At 73.9% G+C, this 14,119-nt stretch carries 11 protein-coding genes; 3 read left to right on the top strand and 8 right to left on the bottom strand.

Annotated features, from left to right (window positions below; genetic code table 11):
- Positions 1–35 precede the first annotated feature (35 nt).
- Positions 36–875 (top strand): SDR family oxidoreductase, encoded by an 840-nt coding sequence (locus tag SJY06_RS21315; RefSeq protein WP_380169540.1) that lies wholly within the window; start codon positions 36–38, stop codon positions 873–875.
- 122 nt (positions 876–997) lie between these two features.
- Here SJY06_RS21315 and SJY06_RS21320 read toward each other — a convergent pair whose 3' ends face one another.
- The 3 genes from SJY06_RS21320 to SJY06_RS21330 all read right to left on the bottom strand — a co-directional run bounded on the left by SJY06_RS21320 (position 998) and on the right by SJY06_RS21330 (position 4,347).
- Complete coding sequence (locus SJY06_RS21320; protein WP_380169541.1) at positions 998–2,275, bottom strand: asparaginase; 1,278 nt, start codon at positions 2,273–2,275, stop codon at positions 998–1,000.
- 149 nt (positions 2,276–2,424) lie between these two features.
- Entirely contained in the window at positions 2,425–2,991 is a 567-nt protein-coding gene (locus tag SJY06_RS21325; protein ID WP_380169542.1) for a hemerythrin domain-containing protein, read from the bottom strand.
- A gap of 87 nt (positions 2,992–3,078) precedes the next feature.
- The gene (locus tag SJY06_RS21330; protein ID WP_380169543.1) at positions 3,079–4,347 is read right to left on the bottom strand and encodes a PP2C family protein-serine/threonine phosphatase; all 1,269 of its coding nucleotides are present in this window, start codon (positions 4,345–4,347) and stop codon (positions 3,079–3,081) included.
- Between the two features lie 208 nt (positions 4,348–4,555).
- Between SJY06_RS21330 and SJY06_RS21335 the strand changes: the two genes are divergently transcribed.
- Positions 4,556–7,051 (top strand): M14 family metallopeptidase, encoded by a 2,496-nt coding sequence (locus SJY06_RS21335; protein ID WP_380169544.1) that lies wholly within the window; start codon positions 4,556–4,558, stop codon positions 7,049–7,051.
- Between the two features lie 85 nt (positions 7,052–7,136).
- Here SJY06_RS21335 and SJY06_RS21340 read toward each other — a convergent pair whose 3' ends face one another.
- A complete protein-coding gene (locus SJY06_RS21340; protein WP_380169545.1) occupies positions 7,137–7,631 on the bottom strand; it encodes a DUF1992 domain-containing protein in 495 nt (164 codons plus the stop codon).
- Between the two features lie 144 nt (positions 7,632–7,775).
- Between SJY06_RS21340 and SJY06_RS21345 the strand changes: the two genes are divergently transcribed.
- A complete protein-coding gene (locus SJY06_RS21345; RefSeq protein ID WP_380169546.1) occupies positions 7,776–8,810 on the top strand; it encodes a DUF389 domain-containing protein in 1,035 nt (344 codons plus the stop codon).
- Positions 8,811–8,846: 36 nt separating this feature from the next.
- On the opposite strand, the gene SJY06_RS21350 is transcribed toward SJY06_RS21345, so the two are convergent.
- From SJY06_RS21350 to SJY06_RS21365, 4 genes are all read right to left on the bottom strand, one after another.
- Entirely contained in the window at positions 8,847–9,383 is a 537-nt protein-coding gene (locus tag SJY06_RS21350; RefSeq protein WP_380169547.1) for a hypothetical protein, read from the bottom strand.
- A 189-nt stretch (positions 9,384–9,572) separates the two neighbouring features.
- A complete protein-coding gene (gene katG, locus SJY06_RS21355) occupies positions 9,573–11,720 on the bottom strand; it encodes a catalase/peroxidase HPI (RefSeq protein WP_380169742.1) in 2,148 nt (715 codons plus the stop codon).
- 150 nt (positions 11,721–11,870) lie between these two features.
- Entirely contained in the window at positions 11,871–12,293 is a 423-nt protein-coding gene (locus SJY06_RS21360) for a Fur family transcriptional regulator (RefSeq protein WP_380169548.1), read from the bottom strand.
- A gap of 31 nt (positions 12,294–12,324) precedes the next feature.
- Complete coding sequence (locus SJY06_RS21365) at positions 12,325–14,082, bottom strand: diguanylate cyclase domain-containing protein (protein WP_380169549.1); 1,758 nt, start codon at positions 14,080–14,082, stop codon at positions 12,325–12,327.
- Positions 14,083–14,119: the final 37 nt, after the last annotated feature.

Here is a 14,119-nt window from a genome sequence, read left to right on the forward strand (position 1 = left end):
CGCATGGCTGCGGCCGGCCGAGGTACGACACCCGCATGACGCAGCCCAAGCAGCAGCAGACGTTCCCCGGCTCGCAGGCGGCCATGGACCCCGTGCCCGACTGCGGTGAGACCTCCTACGTCGGCCACGACCGGCTGGCGGGCAAGCGGGCCCTGATCACCGGGGCCGACAGCGGCATCGGCCGCGCCGTCGCGATCGCCTTCGCCCGCGAGGGCGCCGACGTCGTCATCTCCTACCTGGACGAGGACGAGGACGCGCGCGAGACCGCGCGCCTGGTCGAGGAGGCCGGCCGCAAGGCCGTGCTGGCCCCCGGCGACATCTCTCGGCCGCAGCACTGCCGCGACCTCGTGGACACAGCCGTCGACGAGCTGGGCGGCCTCGACGTCCTGGTCAACAACGCGGCGTTCCAGATGAGCCACGAGACCATCGAGGAGATCTCCGACGAGGAGTGGGACCACACCTGGGCCACCAACATGTCGGCGATCTTCCACATCACCAAGGCTGCGCTGCCCCACCTGCGCCCGGGCGCCTCGATCATCAACAGCTCGTCGATCAACTCCGACATGCCGCGGCCGAACCTGGCGCCCTACGCCGCCACCAAGGCCGCCATCGCCAACTTCACGGCCAGCCTGTCGCAGCTGCTCGGCGAGCGCGGGATCCGGGTCAACAGCGTCGCCCCCGGCCCGGTGTGGACCCCGCTCATCCCCTCGACGATGCCCGAGGACGCGGTGGCGAGCTTCGGCGACGACACCCCCCTGGGCCGGCCCGGCCAGCCCGCCGAGCTCGCCCCGGTCTACGTGCTGCTCGCCTCCGACGAGGCCAGCTACGTCTCCGGCGCCCGCGTCGCCGTCACCGGTGGCAAGCCCGTCCTCTGACCCGCCCCGCGTCCCGACGCAACGGCACCCTGCGTCGGGTAGACCGAAGCAGGGTGCCGCCGTGTCGCCCGGGAACCGACACCGTGTGCCGTTGTGTCGGTTCCCGGGCGGGACGGTGCGGGTCAGCTGCGGGCGCGCCCCGTGGGCGTGGAGACCTGGAACTCCGGGTTGCCGATGGTGGTCACCCACTCCCGGACCTGCGTCACGTCACCCGGCGCGAACGCCAGGCTGAGCATCAGCAGCAGCCGCGCCTTCTGCGGCAGCAGGTCGTCGCCCGGGATGATCGCGCCGCTGCCGCCGGACACCGACCCGGAGCCCACGCGCGACGTGCTGACGAACATGACGCCCTGCGCGACGGCCGCGTTGCGGGCCTGGCCCTTGGCCGAGGCGATGCCGCCGGCCCCGGTCCCCGCGGTGACGATGCCCTTGACGCCGGCGTCGGCGAACGCCCTGATGTCCTCGCCGCCGGCCTGCTGGTAGTTGTAGACGATCTCGGTGCGGGGCAGGGCCGAGGCGGGCACGCGGGTCAGGTCGAACGGCGTGGGCCAGTTGCGGACGTCGTCGCACTTCTGCACCCGGGCGGGGGCGCGGCCGACCTTGATGTTGTTGCCGTCGATCCAGCCCAGCACGCCGAGCTCGCGGGTCTGGAACGTGTCCATGCGCGTGGTGCTGGTCTTGGTGACGTCGCGGGCGGCGTGGAACTCGTCGTTGAGCATGAGCACCGTGCCGAAGCAGTACGTCGTCTGGCTCGCGGCCAGCCGGATCGCGTTGTACAGGTTGGCCGGGCCGTCGGCGCCGAAGATCAGCTCGCCGGTCGAGGCGACCTTGGTCGGGCGCATCGCCCCGGTCATGACGACGGGCTTGCGGCTCTGCACCGTCAGGTCGAGCCAGTAGGCGAACTCCTCCATGGTGTCGGTGCCGCTGGTGACGACGACGGCGTCGGAGTTCCGCATCGCGGTCTCGACCGCCAGCGTCAGGGCGTGGAACTGGGCGATGGTGTAGCCGCCGGAGCCGGCGTTGCCGAACTGCACGGTGTTGACCTCGGCCCACGCCCCGATCTCGGGCTGGATGTCGGCGACCAGCTCGGCGATCGGGATCCGGCCGGAGCTGTACTGCGTGAAGCTGTCGCGGGCGGGGGCGGTGCCGGCGAGCGTGCCCCCGGTGCCGATCACCGTGGCCCTCGGCTTGGCGCCGGTCGAGGCGGCCCGCACGGCCGAGGTGTAGGCGGCGGACTCGATGCCCTCGAGCGCGACCACCTCGGTGGTCGCGGTCGCGGTGTCGGCGGGCACGGGCGGGGTGATCAGGTACGCGGTCACGGCGGCGGACAGCAGGCCGACGATGGCGACGGGTGCGAGCCGGGACACGGCGCGGACCACGGTGGAGCGGGCAGGGGCCTTCACGGGAACCTCCGGGGCAGGGGGATGGTCGCCCCACCCTTTACGGAGCCGGTTGCAGCCGTGTGTCGCCGACGTCACCGTCTGGTGTCGACTGCTGCCTGAGCGTCGCGGCCGTCACCCGGACGGCCGCAGGCCCTCGCCCTCCGTCGTCCTCAGTCGTGCGGGCGTCCGGTCAGCCGGTCCCGCAGCCGGTCGACGAGTCCGACGCCGGGACCGGCCAGGGCGTGGAACAGGGCCGAGTTCGGGGCGCCGGGGTGGGCCCGGGTCGGGGCGACCTGCTTGACGGCCTCGACCCGCTCGGCCATGAGCACCAGCTCCTCGTGCGGGACGGCCGCGCGCAGCTGCGGGAACTGGTCGGTCTCCTCGTCGCGGACGTGGTCGGCCAGCACCCCCTCCAGCCGGGCCACCAGGACGTCGAACCGCTCGTCCTCGGGACCGACGCCCTCCAGCCGCTTGAGCAGCACCTCGAGCTCCTGGTGCTCGGCGACGTCGTCGTCGACGGCCCGGTCCCCGTCGGGCAGGTGCCGGCGCATGGCCGGGTAGACCCACAGCTCCTCGGCGACCGAGTGCCGGACCAGCTCGGCGATGAGCAGGTCGGCGAGCTCGCGCTTGTCGGCCTCCGACGTCGCGGCCCGGATGCCGGCGGCCGTCTCCAGCATCAGGTGGTGGTCGGCGGTCAGGACGTCGACGACGTCACGCGGGCTCAGGTCTGCGGGCACGGCGGCGCTCCTGGATCGGGTGGTGGGGCGGGCCGGGCGCCCCGGACGGGCGCGGCCTCGGTCCCCCGGTACCCGGGGACCGGGGCGTCATGCCGTGCCGTCGGCCCCGGCCTCGCTGTCGCGCACGTGCAGGCCGGAGCTGCCCACCGGCCGCGGCCCGTGCCAGTCGACCACCAGCAGGGTGGCGTCGTCCTCCAGGTCGGGCCCGCAGACCTCGAGCACCTGGGCGGCCATCTGCCGGGTCGCCTCGCGCGGGTGCAGGTGCGCGGTCACGTCGACGGCCTCGGCCAGGTCGAGCGCGGCGGCCTTGCGCTCCAGCATCCCGTCGGTCACCAGCACCAGCCGGTCCCCGGGCTGCAGCGTCACCTGGCTCACCCGGTAGGAGCTGTCGGCGAACATGCCCAGCGGCAGGTCCACGGGCAGCTCGACCGCCCTCATCCGGCCGTGCCGGCGCAGGTACGGCAGGGCGTGCCCGGCGTTGACGACGGTCAGCACGCCGGTGTGCAGGTCGACGCGGCCGAACAGGCCCGTGACGAAGCCCTCGTCCGCCGTGGTGACCGTCTGCTTGACGAGGGACTCGTTGGCCCGGCCGACCTGCTCCAGCAGCGTGGCGCCCGAGCGGCGGGAGTTGCGCAGGCTGCCGACGCACAGGGTGGCGGTCAGCGCGCTGGCCACCCCGTGGCCCATCGCGTCGGTCATGGACAGGTGCAGCACGTCGCGCTCGACGCTGTAGTCGAAGGTGTCCCCGCCCACCTCGGCGGTGGGCTCCAGCCAGGCCGACAGCGTGAACGTCCCCGCCTCGCAGGTCAGTGACTCCGGCAGCAGGCGGCGCTGGATCTCGGCGGGCAGCGTGAACGCCTCGCTGCGCTGGGTCCACTCGAAGCGGTCGGTGTGCCGGCGGTTGGCGATGACGACGTAGGCCAGCACGTGGGCGGTGCGGCGCACCGCGCCCAGCCACGCCCGGTCCGGCTCGACGTCCGTGCTCACCGCGAGCAGGCCGAGCGCGTCCCCGCGCTCGGTCACCGGGGCCAGCACCAGCCAGCCGTCGGGCAGCCCCGCCGTCCGCGGCACCCCCGGGGGCACGACCTGCAGCGACTGCTCCCGCAGGGCCGTCTCGACCGGGCTGTCCTGGCCCGGCACGAGCAGCCAGGGCTCGTCGCCGTCGGGCACCCCGGGCTCGCGGGCCAGGCGGACCAGGCCGTGCCCGGACAGGTCGACCATCAGGAACGACACGTCGCTGGCCCCGAGGTCCTCGGCCAGCTCCCGGGTCACGGCCTCGACCGAGTGCCCGGGCGCCGCGTCCTCGGCGACGGCCAGGGCGCGGCCCAGACGCTCGGCGTGCTGGTCCTCGGCCACCTGGTGAGGGTAGGTGGTCCCCGGCGCCGGCACCCGACGACGGACGGACCGGACAACCCGGACGGACCGGGTCGAGCCGCGCGCGCAACGCCGCCGACCGCCTGCGACCTGCCGCTCGTCGCCCACCCCGCGACACGCCGACGAACCTGACCAGAGGTTCGGGAAATACGTGCAGATCCGTTGACACGTCACTCGGATGGTCCCTTTGATGATCAGCAACGCCGTCGACACCCCCGTCTGCGTCCCGTCGTCCCGCCTCACAGAGGAGGCCTCGCCCGTGCGACTCCGACCTGCCAGACCGTCCACCACGACCATCGCCCGAACCGCCACCGCCACCGCCCTGACCGCCGCCCTGTCCTTCACGCTGCTGGCCACGCCCGGCACCGCCCAGGACCTCGAGGCCCGCAACCCCGCCACCGACGAGTACCCGATCGAGCTCGACCTGGCCGACCTCGAGCCCGAGGTCGTCGTGGTCGAGGCCGAGAACGAGCTGGCCGTCTCGCGGCTGGTCAGCACCGGCTACGAGGTCGTCGAGGAGCCCGAGGCCGGCCCCGGCGGCGTGATGGGCGTCCAGGTCGTCGCGACCCGGTCCCAGCAGAGGCAGCTGGAGGCCATGGGGTACGACGTGCTCGAGCGGGTCGTGTCCGCCGCCGACTTCGCCGCGGTGTCGGCCGAGCGGGAGCAGATGGCCGCCGAGGTCGCCGCCGCGGAGGCGGTCGAGACCGACGAGCTGTCCGTGCTGCGCGCGGAGTGGCTCGACAACATGGGCAAGCTGTACCTGAACCTCGAGGTGCGCTCCTCCGCCGGCGCGTCGGCCGACACGATCGTGACCGCCGGCTACGGCGACACGACGATCACGCTGAGCCGCTTCGTCGACGCCGGCGAGTACCAGTACCACCGGGTCAACAGCCCCGTGCCGGTCAGCGAGGTCCCCGACTCGGTGACGTTCACCAGCTCCGCCGGTGACGTCGAGACCAGCGGGCTCGACGAGTGGCTGGGCGAGGAGCTGCCGCCTTACCGCCGCAGCTACGCCACGGGCTTCGTCGACCGGTACATGGACGCCACCGAGATCACGGCCCAGGCCGAGGAGCTCGCCGCCGAGTTCCCCGAGCTGGCCGAGATCATCGAGCTGCCCAACGAGACCAACGGCTACCGCCGCAAGGCCATGGCCACGGTCGGCACCCTGACCACCAACGCCGTCGTCTACACCACCACCGCGTGGGGCCACGAGGGCGGCAACGACGTCACGGTGCAGCACGTGGACCCGGGGTCGGCCGACGCCCCGCTGTCGGTGTCCGTCGCCGGCGACGCCGTCACGGTCTCGCTCGGCACCGACGCCGCCGGCGCGGTCACGAGCACGGCCGCCCAGGTCGCCGCCGCGGTCAACGCCTCGGCCGCCTCGTCGCTCCTCAGCGCCAACACGTACCGCGGCAACGCCGGTGCCGCCCCCGCGCTGCCCGGTGCCGTCGTCCAGATGGACGACTTCCTCAACGCCCCGGACTCCGTCTCGCGCGAGCCGTTCACCGTCAAGGCTATCCGGATCGGCGAGAAGCGTGACGGCACCAAGACCGGGGTCCTGGCCTACAGCCAGGAGCACGCCCGCGAGTGGGTGACCCCCCTGGTGTCGCTGGAGGCCGCCGAGCGCCTGCTGCGCAACTACGACAACGACCCGCAGACCCGGTCGCTGCTGCGCGACCTGGACATCTTCATCATCCCGACCGTCAACCCCGACGGCACGCACTACTCCATCCACGACAACGCCCTCCAGCGGCGCAACATGACCAGCTACTGCGGCCCCGGCCAGCCCAACGACTCCGGGGCGCGCAACGCCTGGGGCGTCGACCTGAACCGCAACTTCACGGTCGGCTCGCGGCTGGACGGCTACGACGGCGCGTCGGGCTCGTGCACCAGCGACGTCTACTCCGGTCCCTCGGAGCTGTCGGAGCCGGAGGCCAAGAACGAGGTCTGGCTGACCGAGAACAACCCCAACATCAAGTTCGCCATGAACATCCACTCCCACGGCGGGTACTTCATGTGGGCGCCGGGCGCGTACGTCCGCGACGGCCGCCAGACCCTCCCCCGGCCCACCCAGGCCGAGGAGGACTACTTCTGGGCGTCGTCCTCGACGATCCTGTCCCGGATCCAGGACGAGCGCGGCACGGCCATCTGGCCCGGCCGCACCGGCCCGGTCGCCGACGTCCTGTACTCGGCGGCGGGCAACTCCGCCGACGAGCACTGGTACAACAACGACATCTTCGCCTGGAACTTCGAGGTCGGCTCGCCGCTGTGGAGCGAGGAGCGGCAGCGCTGGGAGGCCGTCGGGTTCCAGCCCCCGTTCGCCGAGGGCTACGAGGAGTCGCAGGAGTTCGCGGCCGGCATCATCGGCATGCTGGAGGTCGCCCAGGCCTACGGCACCGACCGGATCCCGCCGCGGTCGCTGCTCAAGGAGACCGAGGACGGCTGGACCTTCGAGTCCACCGAGCCGGCCACCATCCACTACACGACCGACGGCTCCCGGCCGACCTACGACTCCCCGCGCATCCAGCCGGCCGAGGTCCGTGGTGACGCCGAGACGCTCGACCTGGGCCCGGGCCGCACCACGGTCCGCTGGTTCTCCGTCGACATCGCCGGCAACGTCGAGAAGCGGTACGACCCGCTGCGCAGCATCCGCGGGTTCAACCAGAAGACGGTGACGGTCCCCTGACCGTGGCCTGAGCCCCACCGCACGCACGACGAGGGGCGCCACCCGCGCACGGGTGGCGCCCCTCGCGCGTACCCGCCCGGCCGGCTCAGCGTCCCCGTCCGAACCAGCGACGGCGGGCCCGCTCGGGCGGGGCGGGGTCGGGCTCCGGCACGGCGGGTGCCTCGGCGGCGCGGGCCTGCCGGTCCTCCCGCCAGCGCTGCACCACGTCCTCGACCGCCATCAGGCCCACCGTCAGCGGCGGACCGGTGACCGGGCGTCGGACGGCCTCGCGCACGGCGTCGTTGAACACCTCGACCGCCGCGCGCACCTGCTCCTCGCGGTCCAGGTCCGCCACGCCGGCGAGCAGCCGCTCGCGCTCCCGGCGCAGGCGCAGCGACGGGGGCAGCGTGAGGCTCAGGTCCACGCCCTCACGGCGGGCCAGGTCCGCGGCCCAGCGCTCGGCCGACCACGGCCGGTCGAGGTCGGGGATGGGCTTGCCGGCCCCGGGCAGGTCGTCGAACGCACCCCGGTCCTGCGCCTCGCGGATCTGCCGCTCGTTCCAGTCGACGAAGGACATGTCGGTCGGCTTGCGTCGGGTCATGCGACCACCCCTGCCACCAGGGTGCCAGGCGGCCCGCGGGCACCGGGCGCCACCCCGCCGCCGGTTCACCCGGTCCGGGTGAGGCCGTGGCGCAGAGCGCTCCACAGAATCTGGGCACCCGACCCGGGAGGGGGCCGACCGGCCATGGACCGAGCGGCACCGTCCTGGCGCGCGCGCGGCACCGACGCGCTGCTGCCCCCGTCGCAGCGGCGCAGCCTCGACGACCTCTCGGCCGACCTGGACCTGTCCAGCGGCGACCACCGGGCCAAGCGGTCGGCCTTCTGGACCATGCTCACCCTGTCGGCGGTCATCGCGGCCGCCGGGGTGCTGGCCGACTCCACCGCCACCGTCATCGGGGCGATGATCATCGCGCCGCTGTCCACGCCGATCATGGGCGTGGCGCTCGGCGTCGCCCGGCGCCGCAGCCGGGTCACGGCCGGGTCGCTGCTGACCACCGGGCTGGGCGCCGCCCTGGTCGTGCTCATCGGCGTCGGGTTCGCCCTGGTCGTGCCCGACACCTACGACCTGACGGGCAACAGCCAGGTCACCGGCCGGGTGACCCCGGGCCTGCTCGACCTGGTGGCTGCGGTGGCGACCGGGTTCGCCGGCGCGGTGGGCCTGGCCCGCAAGGACGTCGCCGCCGTCCTGCCCGGCGTGGCCATCGCCATCTCGCTGGTGCCGCCGCTGGCGGTGGTCGGGGTGTGCGCGGGGCAGGGGCGGGCCGACCTGGCCCTGGGGGCGCTGCTGCTGTTCGTGTCGAACCTGCTGGCGCTGGTCCTGGCCGGCACGCTGGTGTTCACGGCCCTGGAGCTCGACCGCCAGGCCCGGCTGCCCGGCCGGTCCCCCCGTCGCGCCTACGCCACCATCGGCGGCCTGCTCGTGATCGTGGCCGGCGTCCTGGCCGCGAACACGGCTGGCACGATCCTCGTCGAGCTCTGGACGGCCCGGGTGTCGCTGGCCGCCGAGCAGTGGGTCGCCGACGCGCCCGACGTCGAGGTGACCGGCGTCGAGCTCACCTCCACCACCGCGGTCGTCCGGGTCAGGACCACCGGCGAGGTGCCGGCGTCGCAGGACCTGCTGGCCCTGCTGGAGCAGGGCGAGTGGCTGCCCGACCTGTCGGTGTCCGTCGAGACCACCGAGGGGCGTCGGATCCCCGCCGGCACCATCGGCGGTGGCTGAGCGGTTCCCCGTGGCCGGACGGGACCGGGGAAAGGCTCAGAAGTCGACGGGCAGGCACGCCAGCCGGGCGCCGGCACCGCCGTCGGGTGCGGTGGGCATGGCGTGCACCACGACCGACTGCGCCGAACCGGCCGGGATCTGGAACGGCACCACGGCCACGGCCGTGGCCCGGCCGCCTGCACCGGGCGTGACGTCCAGCCAGACCTCCGTGTCCGGCGAGGGTGCGACGTCGGGAGACGTGCGCCAGTGCGGGCCCGCGGCCGCGCCGTCATCGGCGACGCACGGCCCCTCGTGGACGTGGGCCCCCAGCGTCAGGCCGGACGCGTTGGGCCGCAGACCTGCGACGCGCAGCACGACCACGGAGCCGCCACGCCCGACCTGGCGGGCCAGTACGGTGGCCGTGGCGCCGTCCGTGGGGTCGGCCGCGGCCGACAGGTCTTCCAGCGGGCCCTGCGCGGTGACGCGCCCGTCCCGGTCGGGGGCGGCCGAGGCCGCCGGTGCCAGCGACAGGGACAGCCCGACCGCGGCGGCGGCGGCGAGCGCGAGCGGACGGCGTGCGCGGGATGCGTGCATGGTGACCTCCAGCAGTCGGTACGGCCCGGGAGCGGGGTCTCCGTCCCTGCGTGACCTGGTCACAGATCGTCTCAGCGTCGAGTCATCGTCGCCAGGTGAGGCGGATGGATGCGCGGACCGCGCCCGGCCCACGGACGCACCGGTGCCCCGGCCCGCCGAATCACGGCGGACCGGGGCACCGTCGACGGACTACCTGACGTCGAAGCGGTCGAGCATCATGACCTTGTCCCACGCGGCGACGAAGTCGCGGACGAAGGCCTCCTGGGCGTCGTCGGAGGAGTAGACCTCGACGATGCCCCGCAGGATCGCGTTGGAGTTGAACACCAGGTCCGCCGCGGTGGCGGTGCGCACGACGGCCCCGTCGGAGTCCAGGCCCTCGTACACGCCCTCGGTGTCGACCGAGGTCCGCCAGGTGGTGCCCAGGTCGAGCAGGGTGCGGAAGAAGTCCTGCGACAGGACCCCGACCCGGTCGGTGAACACGCCGTGCGTGCTGCCGCCGGTGTTGGCGCCCAGGACGCGCAGGCCGCCGACGAGGACGGTCATCTCCTTGGCGGTCAGCTCGAGCATGTAGGCCCGGTCGACGAGCAGGGTCTCCGGCTCGAGCTTGGCGCCGGGGGTGATCCAGTTGCGGAACCCGTCGGCGCGAGGCTTGAGCCACTTCATGCCGTCGACGTCGGTCTGCTCCTGGCTGGCGTCGGTGCGGCCCGGCGTGAACGGCACGGTGACCTGGACGCCCGCGTCCGCGGCCGCCTTCTCGACCGCGGCGCACCCGGCGAGCACGATGGTGTCGGCCAGCGATACCGGTGTGCCGAAGGCCTGCCGGACCTCGTCCAGCTTCGCGATGACTTCCTGGGTGCCGGCGTTGACCTCCCAGGACCGCTGCGGCTCCAGCCGCAGCCGGGCGCCGTTGGCCCCGCCGCGCTTGTCGGTGCCCCGGTAGGACGCTGCGGCGGACCAGGCGGTGTGGACCAGCTGGGACACCGTCAGCCCGGACGCGAGGACCTGCCGCTTCAGCTCGGCCGCGTCGGCCTCGCCGATCAGCTCGTGGTCGACCGCGGGGACCGGGTCCTGCCAGAGCAGCTCCTCGGCGGGGACGTCCGGGCCCAGGTAGCGGCTCTTCGGGCCCATGTCGCGGTGCAGCAGCTTGAACCAGGCGCGGGCGTAGGTGTCCGCGAACAGCTCCGGGTCGTTGTAGAACCGCTCGGAGATCTCCCGCAGCTCCGGGTCGGCCATCAGGGCGAGGTCGGTGGTGGCCATCATCGGGGCGTTCATCTTGCCCTCGATGTGGGCGTCAGGGACCAGGGCCTGCGCCTCGGGGTTCTTGGGCTTCCACTGCTTGGCGCCCGCGGGGCTCTCGGTCAGCTCCCACTCGTAGGAGAACAGCATCTCGAAGTAGGTGTTGTCCCACTGCGTCGGCGTGGGCGTCCAGGCGCCCTCGAGGCCGCTGGTGATGGTGTCCGCGCCCTTGCCGGTGCCGTGCTGGCTGATCCAGCCCAGGCCGTTGCCGTGCACGGGGCAGCCCTCGGGCTCGGGGCCGACCAGCTCCGGGTTGCCCGCACCGTGGGTCTTGCCGAAGGTGTGGCCGCCGGCGACCAGGGCGACGGTCTCCTCGGAGTTCATGCCCATCCGGGCGAAGGTGACCTTGATGTCGTGGGCGGAGGCCAGCGGGTCGGGCTTGCCCTGCGGGCCCTCGGGGTTGACGTAGATCAGGCCCATCGTCACCGCGGCCAACGGCGTCTCGTCCAGGTCGAGCGGGGAGTCGTCGGCGTAGCGCTCGTCACCGAGCCAGGTGTCCTCCGAGCCCCAGAAGATCTCCTGCGGCTGCCAGGTGTCCTCGCGGCCGAAGCCGAAGCCGAACGTCTTCAGCCCCATGTCGTCGTGGGCGACGTTGCCGGCCAGCACGAGCAGGTCGGCCCAGGAGATCTGGCGGCCGTACTTCTGCTTGACCGGCAGCAGCAGGCGCCGGGCCTTGTCCAGGTTGGCGTTGTCGGGCCAGCTGTTGAGCGGGGCGAAGCGCTGGGCGCCCTCGCCGCCACCGCCGCGGCCGTCGGCGCTGCGGTAGGTGCCGGCGGCGTGCCAGCTCATCCGGATGAACAGCGGGCCGTAGTGGCCCCAGTCGGCCGGCCACCAGTCCTGCGAGGTGCGCATGACCTCGCGCAGGTCGGCCTTGAGGGCGTCGACGTCGAGGGTGGCCAGCGCGGCCTTGTAGTCGAAGTCGGACCCCAGCGGGTCGGAGTCGCGCGACGGCTTGTTGAGCACGGACAGGTCGACCTGGTTGGGCCACCAGTCGGAGTTGGAGCGGGGCCGGTTCGTGACCTGCACCGTCGGCGACTTGATCGCCGGGTTCTCGCTCTCGGTGGTGCTGTCGGTGGTCGGCGCGGCCTGCGCGTCGGCCGAGGTGTCGTACGGCTTCGGGCTGTCGACGGGGCTGTCGGAAGGAGGCGTGGTCACGTCGGTCCTCTCTGGGGGTGGGTGCGGGCGGGCTGGTCAGGTGGCGGTGCAGGCGGGGCAGCGGCCCCAGTAGACGACCTCGGCCTCGTCGACGACGAAGCCGTTGCTGCCGGAGGCGGTCAGGCACGGCGCGTGGCCGACGGCGCAGTCGACGTCGACGATGGCGCCGCAGCCGCGGCAGACCGCGTGGTGGTGGTTGTCGCCCGTGCGCGCCTCGTACCGCGCCACGGACCCGGCGGGCTCGATCCGCCGGAGCAGACCGGCGTCGGTCAGGACGCGGAGGACGTCGTAGACCGCCTGGTGCGACACCGCGCCCAGCATCAGCCGGGCCGCCCGCAGGACGGTCTCGGTGTCGGCGTGCGGGTGCTCGTGGACGGCCTCCAGGACGGCGAGCCGCGGCCGGGTGACCCGCAGGTCCGACCCGCGCAGGGCACGGGTCAGGTCGTCGACGGTGGGCACCCCCTCACCCTCCCGCACGGACTTGAACGAGTCAAGACAACCGGGCGGGCCGGGTGCTCCGCTCGCTGCCGTACACGTGCCAGCACGCGCGCCCGTCGGCCTTGGCCCGGTACAGGGCCGCGTCCGCGCAGCGGACCAGCAGGGCGCCGTCCGCCTCGAGCGGGGGGCCGACGGCGATGCCGATGCTGGCGCTGACCTGCAGACGCCGGTCACCCACCTCCACCACCGGGCGGCAGGCCTCGGCGATGCGCGCGGCGACCAGCTGCGCGTCCGCCACGTCGGTGTCGTCGCAGACCACGACGAACTCGTCACCCCCGAAGCGGGCCACCGTGTCGGCCGGCCGGGTCACGGCGGTGAACCGCCGCGCCACCTCCCGCAGGAGCGCGTCGCCAACCAGGTGGCCGTGCTCGTCGTTGACGGTCTTGAAGTCGTCCAGGTCGACGAACAGGACCCCCACGGGGTGCCCGGTGCGGGCGGCCGCCGCCAGGGTCTGCGCGAGCCGGTCCTCCAGCAGGGCGCGGTTGGGCAGGCCGGTCAACGCGTCGTGGGTCGCCTGGTGGTGCAGCTCGGCCTGCAGCCGCAGCCGCTCGGAGACGTCACGGGCGATGACGGAGGCGGCGACCACGGCGCCGCGCTCGTCCAGGACGGGCGAGGCGGTCAGCGTCAGGTCGACGCGGTGGCCGTCGCGCCGGCGGCCCTGCATCTCGTGCTCGCGGATGACCTCGCCGGAGGCGACGATCCCGATGCCGACCTCGAGCTCGCCGGGGGCCTGGTCGCCCGCGAACAGGCCCCGCAGGTGGGTCCCGACGGCCTCCTCCGCGTCCCAGCCGAACAGCCGCTCCGCTCCGGCGTTCCACGTCAGCACCACACCGGCCAGGTCGTGGGTCAGCACGGCGTCGGCCATCGACTCCACGATCGCCGACAGCGTCCGGGCGCGCTGCTCCGCCTGCTTGCGGGCCGTGATGTCGCTGGACACCCCGACCAGAGCCACCAGACCGTCCTGCTCGTCGTACACCGGGGCCACCGACACCAGCGCCTGGAACTCGCTGCCGTCGCGCCGACGCATCACCTCGTCCCCGCCCCACGCCTGCCCCGAGCGGACGGCGCGGTCGATGTCGGAGACCTGGGCGTCGACGTCCGCGCGCGGGGTCACCTCCAGCACGGGACGGCCGACGGCCTCCTCGGCCGACCAGCCGTACAGCCGTTCCGCGGCGGCGTTCCAGAACACGACCCGGGCCTGCGGGTCGGTGACGACCACGGCCTGGCTGATGCCGCCCAGCAGGGCCGCCTGGAACCGGGCGCCCTTCTCGGCCTCGGCCAGGCCCAGGGCGGAGGCGGCGGACACGGTCGCCAGCCGCTCCTGCAGCCGCCGGTGCTCCGCGGCGGCCCGGACCTGCCGCCGGGTCGCCCCGACCGCGCGGGCCAGGTGCCGGGTGGCCAGCTCGTCGCGCAGCACGACGTCGTCGGCGAGCAGTCCCGGGACCGGGTCGTCGGGGTCGGCCGCCCCGTCCGGCGGCAGCAGCACGAGCCCGGTCGTCGCGGGGCGCCGGCGCAGCGCGTCCAGCAGGGCGGTCGAGCGGGCGCCCGGGGCGGCCAGGTCGAGGACGACGACCAGCGGGCCCGGACCGGCGAGCCGGTGACCGAGCTGCGCCACGGCGACCACCCGGACCGGCGGGGGCGCCCCGGTCCAGCCGGCCACGTCGTCCACCACCCGCGCCGCCCGGCCGGAGCGGGTCAGCTCCTCCCCCAGGACGAGGAGGACCTCGCCCGCAGCGTCCCGGTCGGCCACGGCCCACCCCCAAGGCTCGCTCCTGGTCGGAGGGTCC

Origin of the sequence: Jannaschia sp. R86511, from assembly GCF_042466345.1 — a bacterium.
Lineage (GTDB): Bacteria > Actinomycetota > Actinomycetes > Actinomycetales > JBBAYJ01 > Aquipuribacter.